This window comes from Nonomuraea sp. NPDC004702, assembly GCF_053601695.1.
Genome location: NZ_JBSGCE010000044.1, coordinates 1 through 24,343 on the forward strand (window position 1 = coordinate 1; position 24,343 = coordinate 24,343).

Sequence of the window (24,343 nt, forward strand, 5' to 3'; positions counted from 1 at the left end):
GGCCCAGGAGGCCGCGCTCAAGATGCGCGAGGCGTCCCGGTCGTGGACGGAGGCGTACCCGGCGATGGAGTACCGGCACGGCCCGATCAGCATCGCGGGCCCCGGCCGCGTCACGTGGATGCTCGGCACCGCCCCCGAGGGCCTGCGCGAGCAGGTCGAGGCGACCGGCGGCACGTTCTTCGAGAGCGGCCTCGACCCCATGGCCGAGCTGGTGCGCGCCCAGCGGGTGGCGGTCGCGCGGGCCTTCGCCCGTGGGCTGAACCCCGACGAGCCCATGCACCTCACGCGATCTGTGATCCTTTCTTCATGAGCCTTACTCTCGCCGACGCCCGGATCGTGACCCCCGAAGGGGTGCACGAAGGGTGGCTGACCATCGAAGACGGCCGCATCACGCATGTCGGCCACGGATCGGCCCCCAGCCCCGGCCTGAGCCTCGGGGGGCAGCACGTCGTCCCCGGGTTCGTCGACATCCACAACCACGGCGGCGCGGGCGGGTCGTTCCCCACCGGCGACCAGGACAAGGCCCGCGACGCCGTGGCCCTGCACCGGCGGCACGGCACGACCACGATGATGGCCAGCCTGGTCACCGACACGCTCGACGAGCTGTCCAGGGCCGCCGCCTCGCTGGCCGAGCTGTGCGAGGAGGGGCTGCTGGCGGGCATCCACTTCGAGGGGCCGTACATCGCCAGGGCCCGCTGCGGCGCGCACAACCCCGCCCTGCTGCGCGAGCCGTCGCCGCAGGAGCTGTCGGGGCTGGTCAAGGCCGCGCGCGGGCACGCGCGCATGGTCACCGTCGCCGCCGAGCTGCCCGGCGGCCTCGACACGATCCGCACGGCCGTCGGCGAGGGCCTGATCGCGGCGCTCGGCCACAGCGACGCCGACTACGACCAGGCGATCGCCGCCATCGAGGCGGGCGCCACCGTCGCCACCCACCTGTACAACGCGATGCCGCAGCTCGGCCACCGCGCGCCCGGCCCGATCGCCGCCCTGCTGGAGGACGAGCGCGTCACGGTCGAGCTGGTCAACGACGGCGTCCACGTGCACGCGGCGATGTTGCGCCTGGCCTACGAGGTGGCCGGGCCCGGCCGGACGGTGCTGATCACCGACGCGATGGCGGCCACGGGCCTCGGCGACGGCGACTACGTGCTCGGCCCCATGCGGGTGCGCGTGACCGACGGCGTGGCCAGGCTGGTCGAGGGCGGCTCGATCGCGGGCTCCACCCTCACCATGGACGCCGCCTTCCGCCGCGGCGTGCGCGAGCTCGGCATGTCGCTGCCCGACGCGGTCCAGGTGGCCTCGCTGACCCCCGCCCGGGTGCTCGGCCTGGCCGAGGAGATCGGTTCGATCGCCGTCGGCAAGGCGGCCGACCTGGTGGTGCTCTCCGGCGAGCTGGAGGTCGACGGCGTGATGAAGAACGGCGACTGGATCACGGAGCCCTGATGATCATCACCGTGACGCTCAACGCCGCGCTCGACGTGACCTACGAGGTCCCGTCCGTCGCCTGGGACGGCGTCAACCGGGTCGGCGCCGTCCACCGGCGGGCCGGCGGCAAGGGCGTCAACGTGGCCCGCGTCCTGGCCGCCCTCGGCCAGGACGTCCTGGTCACGGGGCTGGCGGGCGGGCCCACGGGTCGCGCGATCGAGCACGACCTGCAAGCCGCGGGGCTGCCCGCCGCGCTGACCGGCATCGCCGCCGAGTCCCGCACCACGCTGGTGGTCTCCGAGCCGGGCGGGGCCACGCTGTTCAACGAGCCCGGCCCCGAGGTGAGCGCGGCCGAGCTGGCCGCGTTCGTGGAGCACTACAGGTCGCTGCTGGCCGGGGCCGACGCGGTGGTGGTCTCCGGCAGCCTGCCGCGCGGCGTCCCCGCCGACTTCTACGCGACGCTGGCCGCCGTCGCCGCCCGCGCGGGCGTGCCGGCCATCGTCGACGCCGACGGCGACCCGCTGCGGCACGCGCCGGGGGGCCGTCCGGCCGTCGTCAAGCCCAACGCCGAGGAGCTGGCCAGGGCGGTCCCCGGCGGCACCCCCGAGGAGGGCGCCCAGGCGCTGCGCGAGCGGGGGGCCGAGGCCGTGGTCGTCTCCATGGGCGCCGACGGGCTGCTCGCCGTGACGGGCGAGGGCACCTTCCGGGCGCGGATGCCCTACACCGTGCGGGGAAACCCGACCGGGGCCGGCGACTCGCTGGTCGCGGGGCTCGCGCTGGGCCTGGTCGAGGGCTCCCCGTGGCCCGACCGGCTGCGGCGGGCCGCGGCGCTGGGCGCGGCCGCCGTGGCCGCGCCGGTCGCCGGCGACTTCGACGGCGAGGTCTACGCCGACATACACCCCCAGATCGTCATCACGTAAGGAGCTCGTCATGGCCCTCGCCGGAATCGGCGACATCGTCCGGCAGTCCCCCGCAGGGGTGGGCGCGTTCAACGTGATCCAGTTGGAGCACGCCACCGCGATCGTGGCCGGCGCCGAGGCGCTCGGCCTGCCGGTCGTGCTGCAGATCAGCGAGAACTGCGTGCGCTACCACGGCGCGCTCGAACCCGTCGCGCTGGCCACGCTGGCCGTCGCGCGCCGCGCGGAGGTGCCGGTCGCGGTCCACCTCGACCACGCCACCGACCGCGCGCTGGTGGAGGAGGCGGTGACGCTGGGCCTCGGCTCGGTGATGTTCGACGCCTCCGCCCTGCCCGACGACGAGAACGTGGCGGCCACGGCCGAGGTGGCGGCCTGGTGCCACGAGCGCGGCGTCTGGGTGGAGGCCGAGCTCGGCGAGGTCGGCGGCAAGGACGGCGTGCACGCGCCCGGCGCCCGCACCAAGCCCCACGAGGCGGTCGACTACGTCGCCAGGACCGGAGTCGACGCGCTCGCCGTGGCCGTCGGCACCTCGCACGCCATGACCACCAAGGACGCCGTGCTCGACCTGGAGCTCATCGCCGAGCTGCGGGCGGCGGTGCCGGTGCCGCTGGTGCTGCACGGCTCGTCCGGCGTGCCCGACGACGTGCTGCGCGAGGCGGTGGCCAACGGCATGAAGAAGATCAACATCGCCACCCACCTGAACAAGGCGTTCACCCGGGCCGTACGCGACTACCTGGCCCACGACGAGCGGGTGGTCGACTCCCGCAAATACCTCAACGCGGGCCGCGACGCCGTGGCCCGCGAGGTGAGTCACCTGCTGGGCGTGCTCACCGGCTGAGCTCCTTGCGCATCACCACGGCCGACCGGCCGTCGAGGTCGGCCCGGCCGATCTCGGCGTAGCCGAGCGAGGTGTACAGCGCGATGTTCGAGGCCATCTTGACGTTGGTGTAGAGGCGCAGGGCGGGCAGGCCGAGCCGGGCGGCCTCCCGCTCGGCGTAGGCCAGCAGGCCCCGGCCGATGCCCCTGCCGTGCAGGTCGGGCCGCACCGCCACGTTGTCCACCAGCAGCGCGCCCTCCTCGGGGATGAGCACGACCAGCCCTTCGAGGCCGTCGGTGACGTGCACCCGGCCCGCGGCGATGAGGACCGCGTAGTCGGCCTCCATGGGCAGCGGCCGGGTGCCGATGATCTCGGCCCATGGCTGGTAGGCGTCATGGACGAGTTGCTCGACGGCGGCCCTGTCGGCCTCCTGCGCCAGTCTCATGCCCCCAATGATCGCAGCACCCTGTCGACCTGACGATCGAAGGTGCCGGGCGGATTGCGCGGGCTGTCGTGCGAGAGCAGGAACAGCCAGACCAGGCTCTGGAGCCTGCGGCAGTCGCGCAGCCGGCGCGCCTGCGGGCCGCTCAGCTCGAACCGGTCGGCGATCTCCACCTCGCCGTCCACCCACATGGAGACGTGCTCGGACAGCTCGGCCAGCTCGAAGGCCAGGTCGCTGCGCCCGGAGTCCTCGAAGTCGACGATGCGCACCCGGACGCCGTCCCACAGGAAGTTCGCCAGGTTGCCGTCGCCCGCCCCGAACGCCGGACGTACGCCCGACTCCCCCGGCCGCCAGCCCGCCAGCCAGCGCAGGCCCTCCTCGGCCGCGCGGTCGGCCTCCGGACCGCGGGGGCGCCAGGCGGCCAGCCATTCCATGACCTGGCCGGTGACCGCCTCAACTTGCCACGGGCGTACCGGGACGGCCGCCAGCACGCCGGGCGGGACGGCCTCGTACAGCTGCGTGAGCGCCTCGGCCATGGCGGTCAGCGGCGCCTCCCCGGCCGCCAGGCCGCGCAGGGGCACGCCGTCGATCCTGGTCATGCGGACGACGCCGTCCTCGAAGGCGATCGGCCGCGGGGTCAGGTCCGGCGCGTGCTCGGCCAGCAGAGTGAGCGCCCGCCACTCCCGCTCGGCCGCGCCCTCCTTGCCGTCGACGTAGCGCTTGGTGACGACGTCGCCGTCGATGTCGAGGACGTGGGTGTGCACGAGATCGGCCATGCTACGGCAGGATACGGCCTGCCCTACGAGCCGGCGCCCGTCACCAGGGCAGCGGCTCGCCGTCGCGGAAGAAGCCGCCGGTCGGCCCGTCGTCGGGCAGGTCCGCGGCCCACAACACGCTGCGCGCGCCCTCGGCGACCGGCCGCCCGCCGGGGCCGCCCATGTCGGTCGCCACCCACCCCGGGCAGACGGCGTTGACCAGGATGCCGTCCCCGCGCAGCTCGGCCGCGAGCATCCTGGTCAGCGCGTTCAGCGCCGTCTTCGACACCGTGTACGCGGGCGTGCCGCCGCCCATCGAGGCCAGCGAGCCGATCTCGCTGGAGACGTTGACGATCCGGCCGTGCGCGCTGCCGCGCAACAGCGGCAGCAGCGCGAGCGTGACCCGCCAGGCGCCCAGCAGGTTCGTCTCCAGCGCCTCCGACACCACGCCCAGGTCCGCGTCGCAGGCCCGCTGCCAGGTGTCGTAGTGGATGGCGGCGTTGTTGACCAGCACGTCGACCCGCCCGTGGGTCTTCTCCAGCTCCCGCGCCAGCTCGGCCGCCGACCGCTCGTCGGCGACGTCGAGCCGCCGCGCCAGTACCTCTCCCCCGATCCCGGCCGCCGCCTCGACGGCCTTGCGCTCGTCCCTGGCGGTCAGCACCACCGTGTCGCCCGCCGCCGCGAGCTGCCTGGCCACCTCCAGCCCGATCCCCCGGTTGGCCCCCGTGACCACGCACACCCGGTCCATCTCACGTCCCCCTCAACGTCGCGCGCCTGCGCCGCAGGAACTCCCGCTCGACCTCGTTGCCCGCACGGGCGATGGCCTCGCCGTACGCCCGCGCCGCCTCCTCGTCGCGTCCCAGCCGCCGCAGCAGGTCGGCCCGTACGGCGTGGAACAGGTAATAGCCTGTCACCTCCAGCCCCTCCACCAGCGCCAGCCCCGCCTCGGCGCCCTCCGCCTCGGCCACCGCCACCGCGCGGTGCAACGCCACGACCGGCCCCGGCGTGAACGTCAGCAGCAGGTCGTAGAGCTGGACGATCTGCCGCCAGTCGGTCTCCCCCGCGCTCGCCGCATCGCCGTGCACGGCGTTGATCGCGGCCTGCACCTGGTAGGGCCCCGGCCGCCCCCACCGCAGGCAGCGCCGGACGATCGCCTGCCCCTCCTCGACCAGCGCGCGGTCCCACAGGGCGCGGTCCTGCTCGGGCAGCGGCACCAGCTCGCCGCCGCCCGCGGTGCGCGCCGCCCGGCGTGCCTGGACCAGCAGCATCAGCGCCAGCAGGCCCCACACCTCGGGCTCGTCCGGCATCAGCTCGGCGAGCAGGCGGCCGAGCCGGACGGCCTCCGCGCACAGGTCCTCGCGCACCAGCCGCTCGCCCGAACTGGCCGTGTAACCCTCGTTGAAGATCAGGTAGATCACCGCCAGCACCGCGCGCAGCCGGTCCGGCAGGTCCGCCGCCGCCGGCACCCGGTACGGGATCCCCGCCTGCCGGATCCTGCTCTTGGCCCTGACCAGCCGCTGGGCCATGGTCGCCTCGGGCACCAGGAACGCGTGCGCGATCTCGGCCGTGGTCAGCCCGCCGAGCAGCCGCAACGTGAGCGCCACCCGCGCGTGCGGGGCGAGCGCCGGATGGCAGCAGGTGAAGATCAGGCGCAGTCGCTCGTCCCGTACGGGCCCCTCCTCGACGGGCTCGTCCCTGGCGTGCAGCAGCGCCGCCTGCACGTACTTGTCGTGGCGGCCCGACTCCCTGCGCAGCCGGTCGACGGCCCGGTTCCTGGCGGTCGTGATGATCCAGCCGGCCGGGCTCGGCGGCGGGCCGGCCTGCGGCCACTGCCGCAGCGCGATGGCGAACGCCTCCTGCACGGCCTCCTCGGCGACGTCGATGTCACCGAACACGCGGACGAGCACGGCCACCGCCCGGCCGTACTCCTCCCGGAAGGCCTGTTCGACCTGATCGGACATCCTGCAACCACCTCGCCGACACGCGCGTCACCTTGCACGTCCTACACGAACGGCGGTGTCCCGTTTCGACACCGCGAGCCGGCGGAACCCCGGAAAGCAGCCGGCTCCGGCGGGCCGGTGAGGGCCCCGGAAAGCAGTCGGCTCCCGGAGGTCGCAACCCCCGGGAGCCGTCGCAGACGTCGGTCAGCCGCCGCCTCAGCGCTGGATCGGCGCGACCACGACCTCGACCCGCTGGAACTCCTTGATGTCGGAGTAGCCGGTGGAGGCCATCGTGCGCTTGAGCGCGCCCATCAGGTTCATCGAGCCGTCGGCCACGCTGGAGGGGCCGTGCAGGATCTGCTCCAGCGTCCCGACCGTGCCGAACTCCACGCGACGGCCGCGCGGCAGGTCGGGGTGGTGGGCCTCGGAGCCCCAGTGGAAGCCGTGGCCGGGGGCCTCGGACGCCCTGGCCAGCGGCGAGCCCACCATGACGGCGTCGGCACCGCACGCGATGGCCTTGGCGATGTCGCCCGAGGTGCCCATGCCGCCGTCGGCGATCACGTGCACGTACCGGCCGCCGGACTCGTCCATGTAGTCGCGGCGCGCCGCGGCCACGTCGGAGATCGCGGTGGCCATCGGCACGGCCACGCCCAGCACGTTGCGGGTGGTGTGCGAGGCGCCGCCGCCGAAGCCGACCAGCACGCCCGCCGCGCCCGTGCGCATCAGGTGCAGCGCCGCGGTGTAGGTGGCGCAGCCGCCGACGATGACCGGCACGTCGAGCTCGTAGATGAACTGCTTGAGGTTGAGCGGCTCGGCGCGGCCCGAGACGTGCTCGGCCGAGACGGTGGTGCCGCGGATGACGAAGATGTCCACGCCGGCGTCGATCACGGCCTTGTGGTACTGGACCGTGCGCTGCGGCGACAGCCGGACGGCCGTCGTCACCCCGGACGCCCGGATCTCCTCGATCCGGCGGCCGATCAGCTCCTCCTTGATCGGCGCGTCGTAGATCTCCTGGAGCCGCCGGGTCGCGGCCGCGGCGTCGAGGGCGGCGCACTCCTCCAGCAGCGGGGACGGGTCTTCGTAGCGCGTCCAGAGCCCTTCGAGGTCGAGGGGGGCCAGGCCGCCGAGCCGGCCGATCTCGATCGCGGTGGCGGGCGAGACCACGCTGTCCATGGGGGCGACGACGACGGGCAGCTCGAACCGGTAGGCGTCGATCTGCCAGGCGATCGACACCTCTTCCGGGTCACGGGTGCGTCGCGAGGGCACGAGCCCGATCTCGTCGAGCGCGTACGCCCTCCGCCCGGTCTTGCCCCGGCCGATCTCCACCTGCTGAGTCATGAACTTACCTTCTGTGATAGTTCGGAGCTTCCACGGTCATCTGGATGTCGTGGGGGTGGCTCTCCTTGAGGCCCGCTGCCGTGATCGGCATGAGCTCGCAGTCGGTGTGCATCTGCTCGATCGTGCGGCAGCCGGCGTACCACATGCCCTGGCGCAGACCGCCGATGAGCTGGTGGGCGACGGCCGCGACCGGCCCGCGGTAGGGCACCTGCCCCTCGATGCCCTCGGGGATGTACTTGTCGTCGCCGCCGACGTCGGCCTGCGCGTAGCGGTCCTTGCTGAAGGAGGTGCCGCCGCGCTCGCGGTTGCGCACCGCGCCGAGCGACCCCATGCCCCGGTACGACTTGAACTGCTTGCCGTTGATGAAGATCAGCTCGCCGGGCGACTCCTCGCAGCCGGCGAGCAGCGAGCCCAGCATGACCGTGTCGGCGCCGGCCGCGATGGCCTTGACGATGTCGCCGGAGTACTGGAGGCCGCCGTCGCCGATCACCGGCACCCCGGCCGGTGCGCACGCCTTGGACGCCTCGTGGATGGCCGTGACCTGCGGCGCGCCCACGCCGGCCACCACGCGGGTGGTGCAGATGGAGCCGGGGCCGACGCCGACCTTGACCGCGTCGGCGCCCGCGTCGACCAGCATCTGGGCGCCCGCCCTGGTCGCGATGTTGCCGCCGATGACCTGGACCTTGCTGTTGGCCTTGAGCTTGGCGATCATGTCGGCCAGGCCCTTGGAGTGACCGTGGGCCACGTCGACGACGACGACGTCGACCCCGGCCTCGATCAGCGCCTTGGCCCGCAGCTCGGCGTCGCCGCCGACGCCGATGGCCGCGCCGACCAGCAGGCGGCCGTCGGCGTCCTTGGTGGACAGCGGATACTGCTCGCTCTTGGTGAAGTCCTTCACCGTGATCAGGCCGCGCAGCCTGCCGTCGGGGTCGACGAGGGGCAGCTTTTCGATCTTGTTCTGCCGCAGCAGCGCGAACGCGTCGTCGCGCGAGACCCCCACCGGCGCGGTGACCAGCGGCATCTTGGTCATGACCTCGCGCACCGGACGGCTCTGGTCGGTCTCGAAGCGCATGTCGCGGTTGGTCACGATGCCGACCAGCGTGCCCGCCACGTCCGTCACCGGCACGCCGGAGATCCGGTACGTCGCGCACAGCCGCTCGACGTCGGCCAGCGTGTCGTCGGGGCCGCAGGTCACCGGGTTGGTCACCATGCCGGCCTCGGACCGCTTGACCAGGTCGACCTGCTGGGCCTGCTCCTCGACCGACAGGTTGCGGTGGAGGATGCCGATGCCGCCCTGGCGCGCCATGGCGACCGCCATGCGGGCCTCGGTGACGGTGTCCATGGCCGCGGAGACGAGCGGGATGGACAGCGTGATGTCCCGTGACAGACGGGATCTGGTGTCGGCCTCACCTGGTTGGAGATCGGAGTAGCCGGGCACCAGCAGCACGTCGTCGAAGGTCAAACCCATCTCGGTGAACTTGGACATGCCTCGGCCCCCTCCTGACCTCTGCGCTGATTGACCTAAGTCTAGGGCCTGCCTCCAAAACGCAACGAAGCCGGGAGCACGACGGCCCCACGCCCCGTCGTGCGCCCGGCCTCGCCGTCCGGAACGCGCAAAGTGCAGGGGGATGGGACGGTCGGTGATCCGCCCCATCCCCCGGCCACCGGCACCCAGGCCAGGCGGCGTGTTCACGCCACCGAACCCCCCTCCGCGTCCTGATGGCGGCTGCCGCAAGGCCCCGCTTCAGGGTGCCGACGCTAGGTAAAGCCTGCGTCACTCAACGGCACGACGCAATGTGAAAACGTGCAATTGCACGAAGTTGCACGTTCCGCCGATGATTCCGCGGCAAGCCCCGGACACGCAGGCGGTACGGGGTTATCCTCGCGGCACGCCCGTGTCCCCCCGACGGAGCCGCCCATAATGCGTAATCAGCCCAGGCGCGTCGCAGAGCCCTTCGAGACGCTGGGCCTCGACCCGGCGCAGACCGCCCTTTACACGGCGCTGCTACGCCTGCACAGGGCCACGCGCACCGATCTCGCCCAGGCCATGGACGGCCCCGTCGAGAAGGTCGGCCGCCAGCTCGACGACCTGGTCAGGCTGGGGGTGGTCGACGAGCAGTCCGGCGAGTACCTGGCCAGGCACCCGGCGGCGGCGCTCGGCCGGGTCATCGCCGAGCGGCTCGACCGGCTGGCCGAGGAGAGCCGCAGGATCGACTCCGCGCTCGGCTCCATCCGCGGCCTGATCCACGACTACGACGCCGGCCGCGATTATCAGAGCGGCACATTCCCGGTGGAGATGGTGAACGGCGCGGACGTCCTCTACGAGAGCGTCGTCGGCATAGCCGTGCAATCGCCGCCCATGGAGTTGTTGACCGCAATCCCGGACGAGCGCACAATGGCAGATTTTGTTCGTAAATTTGCGGACCCATGGATTGATGCGCAAAAACGGCAACTTCTTACCGTTCAGGCGATCATTCCGGTCTCCACGCTGAGCCTGCCGGGCGTACGCGAGCAGCTCACCCGGCTCCTCGACACCGGCGGCAAGGTGCGCACGCTCGACCGGGTGCCGAGCTGGTTCATGACGGCCGGGCCCGAGGTCGCCGGCCTGCCCGCGCTGTGGGGCGGCAACCTGCCCGACCACGCCTACAACTTCTACCTGGTGCGCACGCCGATCGTCGTCGGCATGCTGCGCTCGCTGTTCCAGGAGCTCTGGGGCCGGGCCGTGCCGCTGCCCTGGGGACGCAGGGGCGACGGGATGGTCCAGGTGCTCCGCCTGGCCGCGCAGGGCGTGTGCGACGACTCCATCGCCCGCCAGCTCGGCGTCTCGGTCCGTACGGTGCGGGCGAGGTTCGCCGACGCCATGGCCGAGCTGGGCGCGCAGTCGCGCTTCCACGCCGGCGTGGAGGCCGCCAGACGGGGATGGCTCAGCTAATACTCTCCGCCGGGGCCGCTTCGGTCATATGGTGGGAAGGTGCTGGAAGACGTCCCCCGCGACCCGTTCGCGGACGACCCGAACGACCCGTCCTCGGCGATGGGCGCTCTCGACGACGCCGAGCCACTCACCGCGGCCGAGCGCGACGAGGCCATCACCGACCTGGCAGACGTCGAGGTCTTTCGCTCCCTGCTCGAACCGCAGGGGGTGCTGGGCCTCGTGCTCGACTGCCCCGAGTGCGGCGAGCAGCACTTCTTCGACTGGGAGCTGCTGCGCGGCAACCTTCGCCAGATGATCGAGAAAGGCCAGCCCCAGGTGCACGAGCCGGCCTTCCACCCCGACCCCGCCGACTACGTCAGCTGGGAGTACGCCCGAGGCTACGTCGACGGCGTCATCGACACGGAGGAGCGCCGCTGATCGACTTCCTCCGAGACATCGTTCAGTAGCGCGCCCAGCAACCGCACCGCAGGGTCGGACGAGTCCCGCGCCCGGCCCCGCGCGACCGCGTCGAGCAGCTCGTCGGTCTTGAGCAGGTCGTCGGCCCCGAGAAGCGCATGGAGCTCGTCCTCCGGCGTCAAGCCGACTCCAGCTCGGCCATCTGCCGCAACCTGGCCAGCGCCCGATGCTGGGCTACGCGGACCGCACCTGGTGACATGCCGAGTACATTACCGGTCTCCTCGGCAGACAGCCCCGACACCACCCGCAACAGCAGCAACTCCCGCTGGTTGTCGGGCAGCCTGGCCAGCAGCCTGCGCGCGTGCTCGACCTCGATGTAGCGGACCACCGTCTCCTCGGGCCCCGGGCCGTCGTCGGGCCCGTCGGGCAGATCCTGGGTGGGCACGGCCGAGCGCACCGAACTGCGCAGCGCGTCGGCCACCTTGTGCGAGGCGATCCCGAACACGAAGGACGCGAAAGGCCGCCCCATGTCCCGGTATCGCGGCAGCGCGGACAACACCGCGATGCACACCTCCTGGGCTACGTCATCGGCAATGTGATATTGCCCTGAAACCCTGCCCAGCCTGGCGCGGCAATACCGCACCACCATGGGACGCAACTCCCCGAGCAGGGATTCGATCGCACTGCGATCTCCCTGCACGGCGAGGCTCGTCAGTTCCCTAAGGTCGGAGTCATCCGTCCGTGCCGGAAGTCTCGACGCGAGCCTTACCCCAATTTTGGCGTCGGCGACGCTTCCCTCGCTCACGATAGGCATGATGCCCGCACTGATCGGGCCTGTCCCCATGGCGAACGGCTACGGATTGGTCACATTGAAGCGACGATAACTAGCAGTAATCAGCCGACCACACTAAGCCGGATGAGCTGACATAATGTTTCACGCCATAAGCCGAAATGCACGACAATTGCCAGACCCCGACGCTTAACCGGCACTGCCGGTTTACTCCAATAATCCACCTCTTCCCCCAATTTCCCCCGCACCCACCCCCTTCCGCCCCGTAAGCCCCAGCCACATTTCCCACCACCCGAAACCCACCAGCACCGTCTCCGCTACCCGCCCGCCCCACCCACCGCCCCCGGGGCCCGCCCCCGCCCTCGGTGCGCCCTCTGGAAGCCAACGGTCCGCACCGAAGGGGCCGAGACGTCCTGTCGGCGGATCAGGACCGGACCGAGAGAGGCCAACGGCCTACCGAAGCTGCTGTGCTTCGATTGGTCGTCGCAGTGCGCCTTCCGTGAGCGGACCGCATGCTTGCGGCTCGCGCAGCAGGGTCTGAGCAACCAGGGGCGCGCCGGATCGCCGGATCAGCTCCCGACCCGGCCGACGATGCCGTAACGGCCGCGACCCGACCGGCAAGCACGTGGGCACTGCCGATCACATCGATGGCGCTTCCCCCAGGTCGCACGGAAGCTCGGGCGCGCGCCCTCGACCGTCAGCCAGGAGATCCACCGCAACCGGCACCGCGGCAACGGCGAGCACCGGCCGCGTGCCCCCAGGCCGGCGCCGACGCGCGGCACCCACCCCACGCCCCAACCGCAGCAAAAACGGGCAGAACCCGGAGTTACGGGACTACCTCACGAGCACCTGCACACGCGCTGGAGCCCAGAGCAGGTCATCCAGAGCCTGCGCCGAGCCTTCCCGAGCGACCGGAGACGCACGCGTGCCAGGAGACCATCCACCAAGCCCTCAACGTCCAAGGCGCGGGGAGCGTGACGCGAACTGACGAAGGCGCTGCACGCCGGTCGCGCCACGCGCAACCCGCACCGCCTCGCCCGCCAGCGCCAGCCCGCCACAGCACCCCGTGGTCGTGATCAGCGAGCGCCTCACCGAACCCCTGGCACACCGACCCGGTAGCCGGGCGGGTGAAGGATGATCAGGAGACCAGATCTGCGGCCAGGACAGCATGAAGGTGCTCATCGTGAAGCCGGCCGTCACCGAACCTCTTCGCTGATCGCATCACACCTTCCAGCACGAACCCCGACTTCTGCGCCACCCGGCACGAGGCGTGATTCTCGACGGCATGAGTGAGCACGATCCGTTCAAGCTGCAGCGTGGACGTCGCCCATGTCGTGACCGCCTGGACGGATGCGGTGGCGGCGCCACGGCCACGTGCCCAAGGCGCGATCCGGTATCCGATTCGGGCCTGAGCGTTCTCCAGGTCAAGCCCATGCAGCGCGATGGTGCCGACGTAGCGCCCGGACTCGGCGTCGAGGATCGAGAACGTGGCGTGCGTCCCGTCTGACCAATCGGCGCCCTTGAGGCAGTCCGCAACGGCTGCGACCTCGTCCTCGATACGGCAGCGGGGATTCCAGAGGAGCACGTCCGGGTCCCTGGCAAGGCGCAGGACCTCCGGAGCGTCCGCCGTACTTGGCGGCCGGAGGACGAACTTCGCCGTGGACAGTTCGACCGACACAGGCGGAGTAGGGGGCATGTCTCGAAAGGATGCCATGAAGATCGCCGAAAGCGCCCCTGCTTGGGCATCCTTCGAGCGGGCTGGTCCGGCCCGCTCGGAGAACGCCCGGCGTCCGAAGACACCGAGAGTGCGCACCGTCGCTGGGCCGGCTGCGGCCGGTAACTGATCAGGTGCTGCAACACCCCGTCGCATCCGCCAGACCAGGGACGGGCCGTGAAAGCCGACGGCCCGCACCGGCGAGACCAAGAACAGGCCGTGGAAACCGACGGCCCGTACCGGCGAGACCGGGAACGGGCCGTGGAAAACCGACGGCCCACACCGGCGAGACCAAGAACGGGCCGTGGAAAACCGACGGCCCGCGCCGGAGGGAACCGGGCGGGCCGTACGGGCGCGGGGGAAACAGCCGGGTCAGTGGCCGTGACCGTGGCCGTGGCCCTGGCCGGCGGCCGGAGCCTCCTCCTCGGGCTTGTCCACCACGAGCGCCTCGGTCGTCAGGAGCATGCCCGCGATCGAAGCCGCGTTCTGCACCGCGGACCGGGTCACCTTGACGGGGTCGATGACACCCTGGGCGATCAGGTCGACGTACTCGCCGGTGGCGGCGTTGAGGCCCTGGCCGGCGGGCAGCTCGGCGACCTTGTGGGTCACCACGTAGCCCTCCAGGCCGGCGTTCTCGGCGATCCAGCGGGCCGGCTCGACCAGCGCGCGGCGCACGACGCCGACACCGGTGGCCTCGTCGCCGGTCAGGCCGAGGTCGTCGAGCTCCTTGCCCACGTGGATGAGGGCCGAGCCACCGCCGGAGACGATGCCCTCCTCGATCGCGGCGCGGGTCGCGGAGATCGCGTCCTCAAGGCGGTGCTTCTTCTCCTTCAGCTCCACCTCGGTGGCGGCGCCGACGCGCAGCACGCACACACCGCCGGCGAGCTTGGCCAGACGCTCCTGCAGCTTCTCGCGGTCCCAGTCGGAGTCGGACTGCTCGATGGCAATCTTGATCTCCTTGACGCGGTCCTCGATCGCCTGCTGGTCGCCGGCGCCGTCGACGATGGTCGTGGCGTCCTTGGTGACGACGACGCGGCGGGCCGTGCCGAGCACCTCGAGGCCGACGTGCTCCAGCTTGAGGCCGACCTCTTCGCTGACGACCTGGCCGCCGGTGAGGATCGCCATGTCCTGGAGCATCGCCTTGCGGCGGTCACCGAAGCCCGGGGCCTTGACGGCCACGGAGGTGAAGGTGCCGCGGATCTTGTTGGTGACCAGGACGGCCAGGGCCTCGCCCTCGACGTCCTCGGCGACCACGAGCAGCGGCTTCTTGGTCTGGGCGACCTTCTCCAGCAGCGGCAGGAAGTCGGCGATGGAGGAGATCTTGCCCTGGGTGAGCAGGATGTACGCGTCCTCCAGGACGGACTCCATGCGCTCGGGGTCGGTCACCATGTAGGCCGACAGGTAGCCCTTGTCGAACTGCATGCCCTCGGTGAACTCGAGCTCCATGCCCATGGCGTTGGACTCTTCGACGGTGAGGACACCGTCCTTGCCCACCTTGTCGAACGCCTCGGCGATCAGCTCGCCGATCTTGGCGTCCTGGGCGGAGATGGTGGCGACGTTGGCGATCTCCTTCTTGTCGCCCACCTCGCGCGCGCTGGCCAGCAGCCGGTCGCTGATCTCCTTGGCGGCCTTGTCGATGCCACGCTTGAGCGACAGCGGCGAGGCGCCGGCGGCCACGTTGCGCAGGCCCTCGCGGACCATGGCCTGGGCCAGCACGGTGGCGGTGGTGGTGCCGTCGCCCGCGATGTCGTTGGTCTTGGTGGCAACTTCCTTGGCGAGCTGGGCGCCGAGGTTCTCGTAGCGCTCCTCCAGCTCGATCTCACGAGCGATGGTCACACCGTCGTTCGTGATCGTCGGCGCACCGAACTTCTTGTCGATGACGACGTTACGGCCACGCGGGCCGAGGGTTACCTTCACGGCGTCCGCGAGGGCGTTGACACCGCGCTCAAGCGCGCGACGGGCGTCCTCGTCGAACTGCAGGATCTTCGCCATGCTGAAAGTCCTCTCCTGGCGTCGAAAGCCCCGGGCCCTCAAGAGCGCCCGGGGCTCGACACAACCGGCTTACTTCTCGATGATCGCGAGAACGTCGCGGGCGGAGAGCACGAGGTACTCCTCGCCGCCGTACTTGACCTCGGTGCCGCCGTACTTGCTGTAGAGGACGACGTCGCCCTCGGAGACGTCGAGCGGAATACGCTTGTCGCCGTCCTCATCCCAGTTGCCGGGGCCCACCGCGAGGACCTTGCCCTCCTGCGGCTTCTCCTTGGCGGTGTCCGGGATGACCAGACCGGAAGCGGTGGTCTGCTCTGCCTCAAGCGGCTGAACCACGATGCGGTCGCCGAGCGGCTTAACGGGAACCTTGGTGGCGGTCGTCACGATCGGACCTCCCCTTCAGATTTGAATGATCTAGAAGAGGCGACCAGCGGGGCCTGCCGTCGCGGGTGTCAGACCTGCCTCGTCGCACGTTGGCACTCTCAAGGTGAGAGTGCCAACAGGAAACATATGCAAGAGGGCCTTGACAGTCAACACGAACGCGTCTGCTCAGAGCGATCAGACGTAGGAACCCTCGGTCAGATCGGCGACGACGCCGGGCCGGGAGGGGTTCCAGCCGAGTTCGGCGCGCGTGCGTGTCGCGCTGATGCGCTGGCCGAGCGCCAGGGCCTCGGCGAAGCCCGCCCCCAGCACCTGGGCCGCCTCGGCCTGCGGCCAGGGCTCGGCCTGCGGCTTGACGCCCGCGGACCGGGCCGCCGCCTCGGCCACCTCGGCGACCGGCACGGCCTCCTCGCTGATGCCGTGGTAGACGCGGGCGCCGCCCCTCTCCAGGACGGCCACGACGAGCTCGGCCAGGTCGTCGACGTGCACGAACGTCCAGGTGTGCGGCTCGCCGCCGGCGGTGACGTAGACCCCGGCCCCACGCTCGGCGGCCTGCGCGCGCATCATGGCGGGGATGCCGCCGCCGCGCCCGTGGACGACGCCGGGCCGGATCACCGAGCCGCCGCCGTCGATGACCAGCTGCTCGATCTCGTGCCGGTACGCCACGAGCGGAATCGGGTCGGCCGGGCTGTCCTCGTGCCCGTCGGCGGTGGCGCCCAGCACCCACACGCCGCTGGTGAAGACCACCTTCCGGCCCGACGCGGCGAGCACGCCGATCGCGGCCAGGTCGGCCTCCTTGTCGCCGCCGAGCTGGGCGGCGACCACGATCGCGTCGATGTCCGGGGTGATCGCGGCGGCCAGCCCCGCGACGTCGCTCAGGTCTCCGTGACGCTCGTCCGCCACGCCCGGCACGCGCCGGGAGCCGTCGGCGGCGGGCCGCACCAGGACGGCCACCTCGTGCCCCTGCTCGGCCAGCCGCTCGACCACCGCGCCGCCGATGTACCCCGTCGCGCCCAGCACCAGCACCTTCATGATGAACCTACCTCGAAAATTTCTACGTTGAACATTTCGACGTCGTGGACAGTACCGCACGATGCCGAACATTTCAACGTCGAAGCTTTGGTAGGGTGAGCCCCGTGGATGACGCGGTGGACGTGATTCTCGGACAGTGGGCGCGGACACGGCCCGACGTCGACGTGTCCCCGATGGGCGTGATCGGCCGGATCTCACGCGCCTCGCGCCTGCTGGAGCGCGGCGTGAAGGACTTCCTGGCCGAGCACGGGCTGGAGGCATGGGAGTTCGACATGCTGGCCACGCTGCTGCGCAGCGGCGCCGACGCCACGATGTGCATGAAGGACCTGTCCAGCTCGGCCATGGTCAGCCCCGGCGCGCTCACCAACCGGATGGACCACCTGGTCCGGCGCGGCCTGGTCCACCGCTGGCCGGCGCCGCACAACCGGCGCATGACGCTGGTCGCCCTCACCGACGAGGGCAGGAAGGTAGCCGACGAGATGCTCGTCCGGCACGCCGCCAACGAGGAGCGGCTGCTCGCCGGGCTGTCCGAGGGCGAGCGCGAGGCTCTGGCCGGGCTGCTGCGCAGCCTGCTGGTCTCCCTGGGCGACACCTCCCTGTGAGCGATCCCGAGTTGTGAGCGGAGTGCGTACATGGATCTCGACGCCTTCGGCGAGCTGCTGACCCCGCGCGGGCAGCGGGCGCTCGCCGAGGCCGCGGAGCTGGCCGGGACCGATCCGGTCGCGGCGGCGACCAGGCTGCGCCGCACCTACGACGCGGCGCTCACCTCCGCCGCGCTGACGCAGGCGGCGCTGCGCGAGCGGGCCGCGGCGAAGTTCGGCGCGGACGCCGCGGTCATGTACTTCACCCCGCACGGCCTGGAGCAGTCCACCCGCCGGGAGGTCGCCGACCACCGCGCCCGGCGCATGGGCGCCGGACGGGTGATCGACGCCTGCTGCGGGGTCGGCGGCGACCTCCTGGCGCTCGCCCGCGCCGGCTGCGAGGTCGACGCCGTCGACCTCGACCCGCTGACCGTCGCCGTGGCGAGCGCCAACGCCGACGCCCTCGGGCTGGCCGGCCGGGCGCGGGTGCGCGTGGGCGACGCGGCGCAGGTCCGGCCCGAGGAGTACGACGCGCTGTTCGCCGACCCGGCCCGGCGCAGCGGCAAGGGCCGGACGTTCGACCCCATGGCCTACTCGCCGCCCTGGCCGGTCGTGCTCGACCTGGTCGCACGGGCGCCGCGGGCCTGTCTCAAGGTCGCCCCCGGCATCCCGTACGAGTTCATCCCCGAGGGCGCGGAGGCCGAATGGGTCTCCTACAAGGGCGAGGTCAAGGAGGCCACCCTCTGGACCGGCCCCCAGGTCGGCCCCGCCCGGCGCGCCACCCTGCTGCCCGGCGGGCACACGCTGACCGCCACCGGCGTCCAGGCCGCCGTCGGCCCGATGGGCCGCTACGTCTACGAGCCCGACGGCGCCGCGATCCGGGCCCACCTCGTCGGCGAGGTGGCCGAGCTGATCGGCGGATGCCTGCCCGACCCCATGATCGCCTACATCACCGCCGACGAGCCCAGCCACACCCCCTGGGCCTCCGGGTACGAGGTGGACGAGGTCATGCCGTTCTCGCTGAAAAAACTCCGCGCGGCTCTCCGCGAACGCCGGATCGGAAATGTCACCATCAAGAAACGCGCGTCGGCGATCGACATCGAACGCCTGCGCGCCGATCTCCGCCTTTCCGGCGAGAACTCGGTCGTCATTATCCTGACCCGCATTCTCGATAAGCCTTCAGTTATCATCTGTAACCCCCTCCCACCTGCCTGAACACTCCAAAGCGGTCATTCTTCCGCTAAATACGATCTTTCACTTCGACGCCGCCTGACCTTGATCGAAAGGCTAAGGTGGACGGGCGGGAGTTCTCCCCCTTATGCGGTAACCCGCGTACTCGCCCTTTCATCTGCAAACCGGACCTATCCCACCGCTGCGCGGCAGACCGTCGGCGAGCGAAGGAGCCTTTCGGTGGACCATTCCAACCACACCACCCTTCTTCAGGCAGGCGGCCAGTCCGCCATCTCCGAGAGGATGCGAGACCTCCTCGCGCGCGCCGCCCAGGACCATGTCTACGAGCAGCGCACCCAGGGAGCCGTGCTCGACGAGATCCGCCAGCGTCTTGAAGGCATGGAGTGGCTGCTGCGCGAGGTGCGCGAACGCGAGCTCGGCGGCCTGAGCGGCACGCTCGAGGCGGTGAGCGGGCGGCTCGACGACATCACCGCCAAGCCGCCGATGTGGGCGGAGGGCCTGGCCCAGCACGTCGAGGCCGTGCGCGACCACGTCGACGCCGTCGGGGAGAAGATCGGCCACGTCGACGCCCGGGTCGCGCCGGTGGCCGAGCTGCCGAGCCTGTGGGCGGACCTGGGCACCGTGGGCGAGGCCGTCGACGAGGCGCTCAAACGCCTGCAGTCGGTGCTCGACACCACCGACGGCATCACCCAGAACATGTCCGGCTTCGCCGCCAAGCTGACGCAGCTCAACTCCAGCATGGAGGCCGCGGCCAGCCGCTTCACCCGGCTCGACAAGTCGGTGGCCGACCTGTCGGGCCGCGCCGAACGGGTCGAGAGCGTGGTCGGCGAGCTGGCCGAGAGCGTCGCGGCCACGTCGCAGCAGGTCGCTGTCAAGATCGACGCGGCCGAGCAGCGCCTGACCGGCCGCCTCGACGACACCGACCTGCACATCGCCGCCCGCCTCGACGAGGCCGACAAACGCCTGGCCGGCCGCCTCGACGAAACCGACGAGCGGCTGACCCAGCGCCTGAACGAGCGGCTCGACCGCGCCGACGAGCGCCTGGCCGCCAAGCTCGACGAGGGCGACCAGCGGCTCACGGTCCGGCTGGCCGACGTCGAGCAGCGGCTCACCGCCCGCCTCGACGAGGCCGACCAGCACCTCGCCGTCCAGCTCGGGGAGAGCGAGCTGCGGCTCAGCGGGCGGCTCGACGGCGTCGACTCCCGGCTCGACCGGGTCGAGGGCCGGCTCATGGGGCTCGACACCCGGCTCACCGGGTTCGACGGCCGGCTGGAGTCGGCCGACGAGTGCCTGGCCGACATCGACACCAGGCTCGACGGCGTCGATGGCCGCATCAGCGGCGTCGACAAGCGCCTCACCTCGGTCGACGGCCAGCTCGGCGGCCTCGGCAAGCGCATGGGCGCCATCGACGGCCACCTCGTCCGCCACGACGACCGCTTCGACGCCCTCGACGGCCGCCTGAGCGCGCTCGACGACCGCGCCTCGGCCACCGACCAGCGTCTGGCCGAGACCGCCGTGCGCAGCGAGGGCCGCTTCAACAAGCTCGACAACCAGATGGAGTCGATCGACGAGCGGCTGGTCGAGGCGGAGGAGCACCTGATCACCCGGTTCGACACCCTCGACGGCCAGTTCAGCGGGCTCGACAGCCGCTTCAACGGCCTCGACACCCATCTCAACGGCCTGGCCGCCCGCGCCGATCAGGCCGGCGAGCACCTGGAGTCGGTCGACGACCGCATCGAGGCCATGAACCAGCACGTCAGCCAGCTCCCGGCTGCCCTGGCCATCCCCGAGCGGGTCGGCGAGCTCATCGAGTCGCAGGCCGGCGCGCAGGCCGACCGCCTGTCGGCCGCCGCCGACGCGCTGACCGAGCTGGTGCGCTCCCGGCCCGACCGCGACGAGCTGAGCGAGACGGTCAGCGGCATCGTGCAGCCGGCCACCGACGACCTCACCAAGCGGCTGGCCGCGCTGGAGGAGACCATGCTGGCGCTGGCCGAGGCCCTGCTCCGGCCCACCAGGACCAAAGACTGACCCGCCCGGCGGTGGGGCACCTCCCGCGCCTCACCGCCGGCCTCCGGCCCCGCCAGGGCTCAGACGTGGACCGTCGTGATCGGCAGCGACGAGTCCGCCGGGATCTCCAGGGTCGAGGGGGTGACCCCCGCCGCCACCAGGTCGGACCCCAGAGCGGCGACCATGGCCCCGTTGTCGGTGCACAGCCCCGGCCGGGGCACCCGCAGCCGCACGCCCGCCGCGTCGCAGCGCTCCTGGGCCAGCGCCCGCAGCCGCGAGTTGGCCGCCACGCCGCCGCCGATCAGCAGGTCGTGCACGTCGTACTTCTTGCACGCCTGCAACGCCTTGCGGGTCAGCACGTCGACCACGGCCTCCTGGAAGGAGGCGGCCACGTCGGGCACGTGGATCGACTGCCCGGATGCCTCGCGCGCCTCGACCCAGCGGGCGACGGCCGTCTTGAGCCCGGAGAAGGAGAAGTCGAGCGTGCCGTCGTCGATCTTGCCCCGGGGGAAGGTGACGGCCGTGCCGGAGCCCTCGCGGGCGGCCCGGTCGATGTGCGGGCCGCCGGGGAAGGGCAGCCCGAGCACCCGGGCCACCTTGTCGAACGCCTCGCCGGCCGCGTCGTCGACGGTCGAGCCGAGCGAGATGACGTCTTCGGCCACGTCGGGCACCAGCAGCAGTGAGGAGTGGCCGCCGGAGACCAGCATGGCGATGCACGGCTTGGGCAGCGGCCCGTGTTCGAGCTGGTCGACGGCCACGTGGGCGGCCAGGTGGTTGACGCCGTAGAGCGGCACGCCGAGGCCCAGCGCGTACGACTTGGCGGCGGCCACGCCCACCAGCAGCGCCCCGGCCAGGCCGGGCCCGGCGGTGACGGCGATGGCGTCGATGTCGGAGAACTTGAGCCCCGCCTCGGCCAGCGCCGCCTCGACCGTGGGCGTCATGGCCTCCAGGTGGGCGCGGGAGGCGACCTCGGGCACCACGCCGCCGTATCGGGCGTGCTCGTCCATGCTGGAGGCGATGGTGTTGGCGAGGAGCGTGTGGCCTCTGACGATGCCGATGCCGGTCTCGTCGCACGACGTCTCGATGCCCAGGACCAGGGGTGCGTCAGCCATCCAGCTTCCTTCTCATCATGATCGCGTCGGTGCCGTCGTCGTAGTAGCGGCGGCGGATGCCGATCTCCTCGAACTCGAAATGCCGGTAGACCGCCTGGGCGCGCGGGTTGTCGGCGCGTACCTCCAGGAAGATCTCGCGCGCGCCCCTGCGCCGCGCCTCGGCCAGCAGCTCGGTCAGCATCGCGCTGCCGATGCCGGTGCCCTGGTGCTTCTCCAGCACGGCGATGGTCTGCACGTCGGCCTGGTCGGACGCGACCGCGATGCCGCTGTAGCCGACGATCTCGTCGTCGGCCAGGGCCACCACGTAGTGCCGCGACCGCGGCATGTCGGCCAGCTCGCCGCGCATCATGCCCTCGCTCCACGCGTCGAGCGGGAACGTGGCCCGCTCGATCGCCATGACCGCGGGCAGGTCGGCCTCGGTCATCGGCCGCAGTCTCACGCCGTCACCCTCTTGGGCGCGCCCGGCACCACGGCGTCGGGCCTGCGCAGGTAGATGGGCCGCGGCGGGTCGAGCGGGACGCCCGCGGCCAGCCGCTCGGCGGCCAGCGCGGCCAGCGCGCCCGCGTAGGGGTAGGGCGGGGCGTCGTGGCGGCCCAGGACGTCGGGGTAGAGCCCGGCGCCGGCGCCCACGACCGGCAGGCCCTCGACGGGCACGTCGGCGGGCCGGTCGACGAACGGGCCGCCGGCACGGGTGCGCATGTCCTGGTAGCGCGCCCAGAACACCTCCTTGCGCCGGGCGTCGGTGGCGACCAGGAACGGCTCGCCGAGCCCGCTGCCGTAGGCGACCGCGTCGAGGGTGCAGATGCCGTACGCGGGCACGGCGAGCGTCGTCGCGAGCCCCTGGGCGGTCATCAGCCCGACGCGCAGACCCGTGTAGGGCCCGGGGCCGCTGCCCGCGACGACGGCCGTCACGTCGCGCAGGGCGGCGCCCGACTCGGTCAGCACGCGTTCGATGGTGGGGACGAGCAGCTCGCCGTGGCGGCGGGCGTCGATCGTCGTGGACTCGGCGAGCACCCGCTCACCGTCGTGGAGGGCGGCGGTGACGGCGGGCGTCGCGGTATCAAAGGCCAGGACCAGCACGACTGTTTAGCCTACCCGCCGGACGGGTCACACCCAGCCGGTACGCCGTTTCAGCCACTCCAGCGCGACCACTCCCTGCGCCCGCTGGAACGCCCTGAGCGTGGGCAGCCCGGGCGGATCGGGCAGCCGGCCGTTCCGGACGAAGTAGCCGGTCTGGGCCGCGACGACCGCGGTGACCGCCGGGTCGGGATCGTCGAACAGCTCGTGGGGCGCGGGCCCGCCCTGCATGCCGACCGACGGCAGCATGGCCACCTGGTCGTACCAGGGCGCGGCCAGGCAGGCCCACGGCCAGTCCACCACGTAGACGCGGTCGGGCGTGAGCAGGATGTTGTCGGCCCGCAGGTCGGCGTGGACGAGGGTGTCGCCGGCCGCCGCCGCCTCCCAGCCGGACTCCAGCTCGGCCAGCTCGGGCAGGTGGCGCAGCGCCCACGGGTCGAGCCCGGCGGTGTCCTCGCCGAGCAGTCTGCGCCACCCCTGGAAGGAGTCGCCCATGACCTCGCCGATCGTGCGGGCCTCGATCGGCGACGGGGTGAGCGCGGCGGACATCTCCTTCAGGGCCGTGAAGACCCGGTCGAGCTCGTCGCGCCGCCACGGCATCTGGGGGTGGGCGGCCTCGACGTCCTCGAAGACCAGGGCGACCCAGCCCTCCAGCTCGAACGCCGTCAGCAGCTTCGGCGCGGGGACCGACTCGGGGAGCGCGGCGGCGTTCCTGAGCTCGGAGCGGTAGATGCGCACGCTGTCGGGGTTGGGCTCGGGGCCGACGGCCTTGACGAACGCGCGCCGGCCGTCATCGGTCCGCAGGCGCACCGCGGCCGCCGGTGAGAAGCCGCCCTCCTGGGTGACGGCCTCCACGACGCGGCCGCCGAGGAAGCCCTCGACCGCCTCGCGCACCAGCGGGTGGACCTCTTGCCAGGGCACGCGGGCGCCGGACGCCGGCGGGTTGAGGTCAGTGCTCATCGTTCCATGATCAGGCTCGGGACGCGTAGACGATGATGTTGTCGACATATTCGCCTCTGGCGTAGTCGAACTTACCGCCGCAGGTGACGAGTTTGAGTCCGTCGTCGACGTACACCCGCCGGGCGGGGAAGTGGTCCTTGGAGACCTGTTCGATGGCGTCCACCTTGAAGCTGACGACCTTGCCGTCGCTGCGCTCCACCTTGACGGTCTCGCCCTTGCGTAACTGCCTGAGCTTGTAGAACACGGCCGGGGCGGTCTTGGTGTCGACGTGGCCGATGATCACCGAGGCGCCCTTCTCGCCGGGCACCGCGCTGCCGCTGTACCAGCCGGCCATCTTCGGCTTCTCGTACGGCGGCAGCTCGACCTCGCCGTCCTTGCTCAGCCCGAGCTTCATCAGCGGGGCCTCAAGATCGAGCGACGGGATGTCGATGCTCTTGGGCACCACGCTCGCCGCCGGGGTGGAGGAGTTCTGCATGCTCTTGCCGAAGGCGACCAGCAGCAGGCCCGTGACGGCGCCCGCGAGCACCACCCGTCCTGGACGTGCCATCGA

At 71.8% G+C, this 24,343-nt stretch carries 26 protein-coding genes; 9 read left to right on the forward strand and 17 right to left on the reverse strand.

From position 1 onward, the window contains the following. From ACWEJ6_RS38175 to ACWEJ6_RS38190, 4 genes are all read left to right on the forward strand, one after another. Positions 1-310 (forward strand): SIS domain-containing protein (locus ACWEJ6_RS38175; RefSeq protein WP_452430189.1); only part of this gene is annotated, 310 nt, incomplete at its 5' end. Continuing rightward, a complete protein-coding gene (gene nagA / locus ACWEJ6_RS38180) occupies positions 307-1,440 on the forward strand; it encodes an N-acetylglucosamine-6-phosphate deacetylase (protein WP_452430191.1) in 1,134 nt (377 codons plus the stop codon). The genes ACWEJ6_RS38175 and nagA, both read left to right, overlap by 4 nt. Next, positions 1,440-2,342 (forward strand): 1-phosphofructokinase family hexose kinase, encoded by a 903-nt coding sequence (locus ACWEJ6_RS38185; RefSeq protein WP_452430193.1) that lies wholly within the window; start codon positions 1,440-1,442, stop codon positions 2,340-2,342. Before nagA ends, ACWEJ6_RS38185 begins: the two co-directional genes overlap by 1 nt. A 10-nt stretch (positions 2,343-2,352) precedes the next feature. Further along, positions 2,353-3,177, forward strand: a complete 825-nt coding sequence (locus tag ACWEJ6_RS38190) for a class II fructose-bisphosphate aldolase (RefSeq protein WP_452430195.1) — start codon at positions 2,353-2,355, stop codon at positions 3,175-3,177. On the opposite strand, the gene ACWEJ6_RS38195 is transcribed toward ACWEJ6_RS38190, so the two are convergent. From ACWEJ6_RS38195 to guaB, 6 genes are all read right to left on the reverse strand, one after another. Beyond that, positions 3,167-3,601 carry a GNAT family N-acetyltransferase gene (locus ACWEJ6_RS38195; protein WP_452430197.1) on the reverse strand — a complete coding sequence of 145 codons (435 nt, stop codon included), beginning with the start codon at positions 3,599-3,601 and terminating at the stop codon, positions 3,167-3,169. The genes ACWEJ6_RS38190 and ACWEJ6_RS38195 overlap by 11 nt on opposite strands. Next, a complete protein-coding gene (locus tag ACWEJ6_RS38200) occupies positions 3,598-4,374 on the reverse strand; it encodes a phosphotransferase family protein (protein WP_452430200.1) in 777 nt (258 codons plus the stop codon). Before ACWEJ6_RS38200 ends, ACWEJ6_RS38195 begins: the two co-directional genes overlap by 4 nt. 40 nt (positions 4,375-4,414) lie before the next feature. Next, positions 4,415-5,101: an SDR family oxidoreductase gene (locus ACWEJ6_RS38205; RefSeq protein ID WP_452430202.1), complete on the reverse strand. Its 687-nt coding sequence runs from the start codon at positions 5,099-5,101 to the stop codon at positions 4,415-4,417. Position 5,102: 1 nt separating this feature from the next. Next, positions 5,103-6,314 (reverse strand): RNA polymerase sigma factor, encoded by a 1,212-nt coding sequence (locus ACWEJ6_RS38210; protein WP_452430204.1) that lies wholly within the window; start codon positions 6,312-6,314, stop codon positions 5,103-5,105. Positions 6,315-6,509: 195 nt separating this feature from the next. Further along, on the reverse strand, positions 6,510-7,631 hold the full coding sequence (locus ACWEJ6_RS38215; protein WP_352362831.1) for a GuaB3 family IMP dehydrogenase-related protein: 1,122 nt from the start codon (positions 7,629-7,631) through the stop codon (positions 6,510-6,512). 4 nt (positions 7,632-7,635) lie between these two features. Next, on the reverse strand, positions 7,636-9,117 hold the full coding sequence (gene guaB / locus ACWEJ6_RS38220; protein WP_452430207.1) for an IMP dehydrogenase: 1,482 nt from the start codon (positions 9,115-9,117) through the stop codon (positions 7,636-7,638). A 435-nt stretch (positions 9,118-9,552) separates the two neighbouring features. Here guaB and ACWEJ6_RS38225 point away from each other — a divergent pair, with 435 nt between their 5' ends. Both ACWEJ6_RS38225 and ACWEJ6_RS38230 read left to right on the forward strand, forming a co-directional pair. Continuing rightward, entirely contained in the window at positions 9,553-10,563 is a 1,011-nt protein-coding gene (locus ACWEJ6_RS38225) for a helix-turn-helix transcriptional regulator (RefSeq protein ID WP_352318691.1), read from the forward strand. 39 nt (positions 10,564-10,602) lie between these two features. Beyond that, complete coding sequence (locus tag ACWEJ6_RS38230; protein WP_090930411.1) at positions 10,603-10,980, forward strand: DUF5319 domain-containing protein; 378 nt, start codon at positions 10,603-10,605, stop codon at positions 10,978-10,980. Here the strand turns inward: ACWEJ6_RS38230 and ACWEJ6_RS38235 are convergent. The 6 genes from ACWEJ6_RS38235 to ACWEJ6_RS38260 form a co-directional block, all read right to left on the reverse strand. Next, complete coding sequence (locus ACWEJ6_RS38235; RefSeq protein WP_452430210.1) at positions 10,941-11,141, reverse strand: hypothetical protein; 201 nt, start codon at positions 11,139-11,141, stop codon at positions 10,941-10,943. The two genes, ACWEJ6_RS38230 and ACWEJ6_RS38235, sit on opposite strands and share 40 nt — an antisense overlap. After that, positions 11,138-11,773, reverse strand: coding sequence for a sigma-70 family RNA polymerase sigma factor (locus ACWEJ6_RS38240; protein ID WP_090930520.1), 636 nt, complete (start codon positions 11,771-11,773; stop codon positions 11,138-11,140). The genes ACWEJ6_RS38235 and ACWEJ6_RS38240 overlap by 4 nt, the downstream gene beginning before the upstream one ends. 1,114 nt (positions 11,774-12,887) lie before the next feature. Continuing rightward, complete coding sequence (locus ACWEJ6_RS38245) at positions 12,888-13,427, reverse strand: GNAT family N-acetyltransferase (protein WP_452430212.1); 540 nt, start codon at positions 13,425-13,427, stop codon at positions 12,888-12,890. Between the two features lie 408 nt (positions 13,428-13,835). Further along, positions 13,836-15,455, reverse strand: coding sequence for a chaperonin GroEL (gene groL, locus ACWEJ6_RS38250; protein ID WP_352318685.1), 1,620 nt, complete (start codon positions 15,453-15,455; stop codon positions 13,836-13,838). 69 nt (positions 15,456-15,524) lie between these two features. After that, positions 15,525-15,836, reverse strand: a complete 312-nt coding sequence (groES, locus tag ACWEJ6_RS38255) for a co-chaperone GroES (protein WP_139628731.1) — start codon at positions 15,834-15,836, stop codon at positions 15,525-15,527. Positions 15,837-16,010: 174 nt separating this feature from the next. Next, entirely contained in the window at positions 16,011-16,865 is an 855-nt protein-coding gene (locus tag ACWEJ6_RS38260; RefSeq protein ID WP_387669227.1) for an NAD-dependent epimerase/dehydratase family protein, read from the reverse strand. 104 nt (positions 16,866-16,969) lie between these two features. Between ACWEJ6_RS38260 and ACWEJ6_RS38265 the strand changes: the two genes are divergently transcribed. From ACWEJ6_RS38265 to ACWEJ6_RS38275, 3 genes are all read left to right on the forward strand, one after another. Continuing rightward, on the forward strand, positions 16,970-17,467 hold the full coding sequence (locus tag ACWEJ6_RS38265; RefSeq protein WP_387669228.1) for a MarR family winged helix-turn-helix transcriptional regulator: 498 nt from the start codon (positions 16,970-16,972) through the stop codon (positions 17,465-17,467). 30 nt (positions 17,468-17,497) lie between these two features. Beyond that, positions 17,498-18,661, forward strand: coding sequence for a class I SAM-dependent methyltransferase (locus tag ACWEJ6_RS38270; protein ID WP_452430216.1), 1,164 nt, complete (start codon positions 17,498-17,500; stop codon positions 18,659-18,661). Positions 18,662-18,919: 258 nt separating this feature from the next. Further along, positions 18,920-20,665 carry a hypothetical protein gene (locus tag ACWEJ6_RS38275; RefSeq protein WP_358282168.1) on the forward strand — a complete coding sequence of 582 codons (1,746 nt, stop codon included), beginning with the start codon at positions 18,920-18,922 and terminating at the stop codon, positions 20,663-20,665. A gap of 59 nt (positions 20,666-20,724) precedes the next feature. Here ACWEJ6_RS38275 and tsaD read toward each other — a convergent pair whose 3' ends face one another. The 5 genes from tsaD to ACWEJ6_RS38300 are packed head-to-tail and all read right to left on the reverse strand — an operon-like array spanning position 20,725 to position 24,340. Next, positions 20,725-21,756, reverse strand: coding sequence for a tRNA (adenosine(37)-N6)-threonylcarbamoyltransferase complex transferase subunit TsaD (gene tsaD, locus ACWEJ6_RS38280; RefSeq protein WP_352318676.1), 1,032 nt, complete (start codon positions 21,754-21,756; stop codon positions 20,725-20,727). Continuing rightward, complete coding sequence (rimI, locus tag ACWEJ6_RS38285) at positions 21,749-22,180, reverse strand: ribosomal protein S18-alanine N-acetyltransferase (protein ID WP_452430262.1); 432 nt, start codon at positions 22,178-22,180, stop codon at positions 21,749-21,751. The genes tsaD and rimI overlap by 8 nt, the downstream gene beginning before the upstream one ends. Before the next feature lie 11 nt (positions 22,181-22,191). After that, positions 22,192-22,836 (reverse strand): tRNA (adenosine(37)-N6)-threonylcarbamoyltransferase complex dimerization subunit type 1 TsaB, encoded by a 645-nt coding sequence (gene tsaB / locus ACWEJ6_RS38290; RefSeq protein WP_387669233.1) that lies wholly within the window; start codon positions 22,834-22,836, stop codon positions 22,192-22,194. Between the two features lie 27 nt (positions 22,837-22,863). Then, the gene (locus tag ACWEJ6_RS38295; RefSeq protein ID WP_387669235.1) at positions 22,864-23,793 is read right to left on the reverse strand and encodes an aminoglycoside phosphotransferase family protein; all 930 of its coding nucleotides are present in this window, start codon (positions 23,791-23,793) and stop codon (positions 22,864-22,866) included. Between the two features lie 10 nt (positions 23,794-23,803). Then, positions 23,804-24,340: a class F sortase gene (locus ACWEJ6_RS38300; RefSeq protein ID WP_352318670.1), complete on the reverse strand. Its 537-nt coding sequence runs from the start codon at positions 24,338-24,340 to the stop codon at positions 23,804-23,806. Between the last annotated feature and the right edge of the window lie 3 nt (positions 24,341-24,343).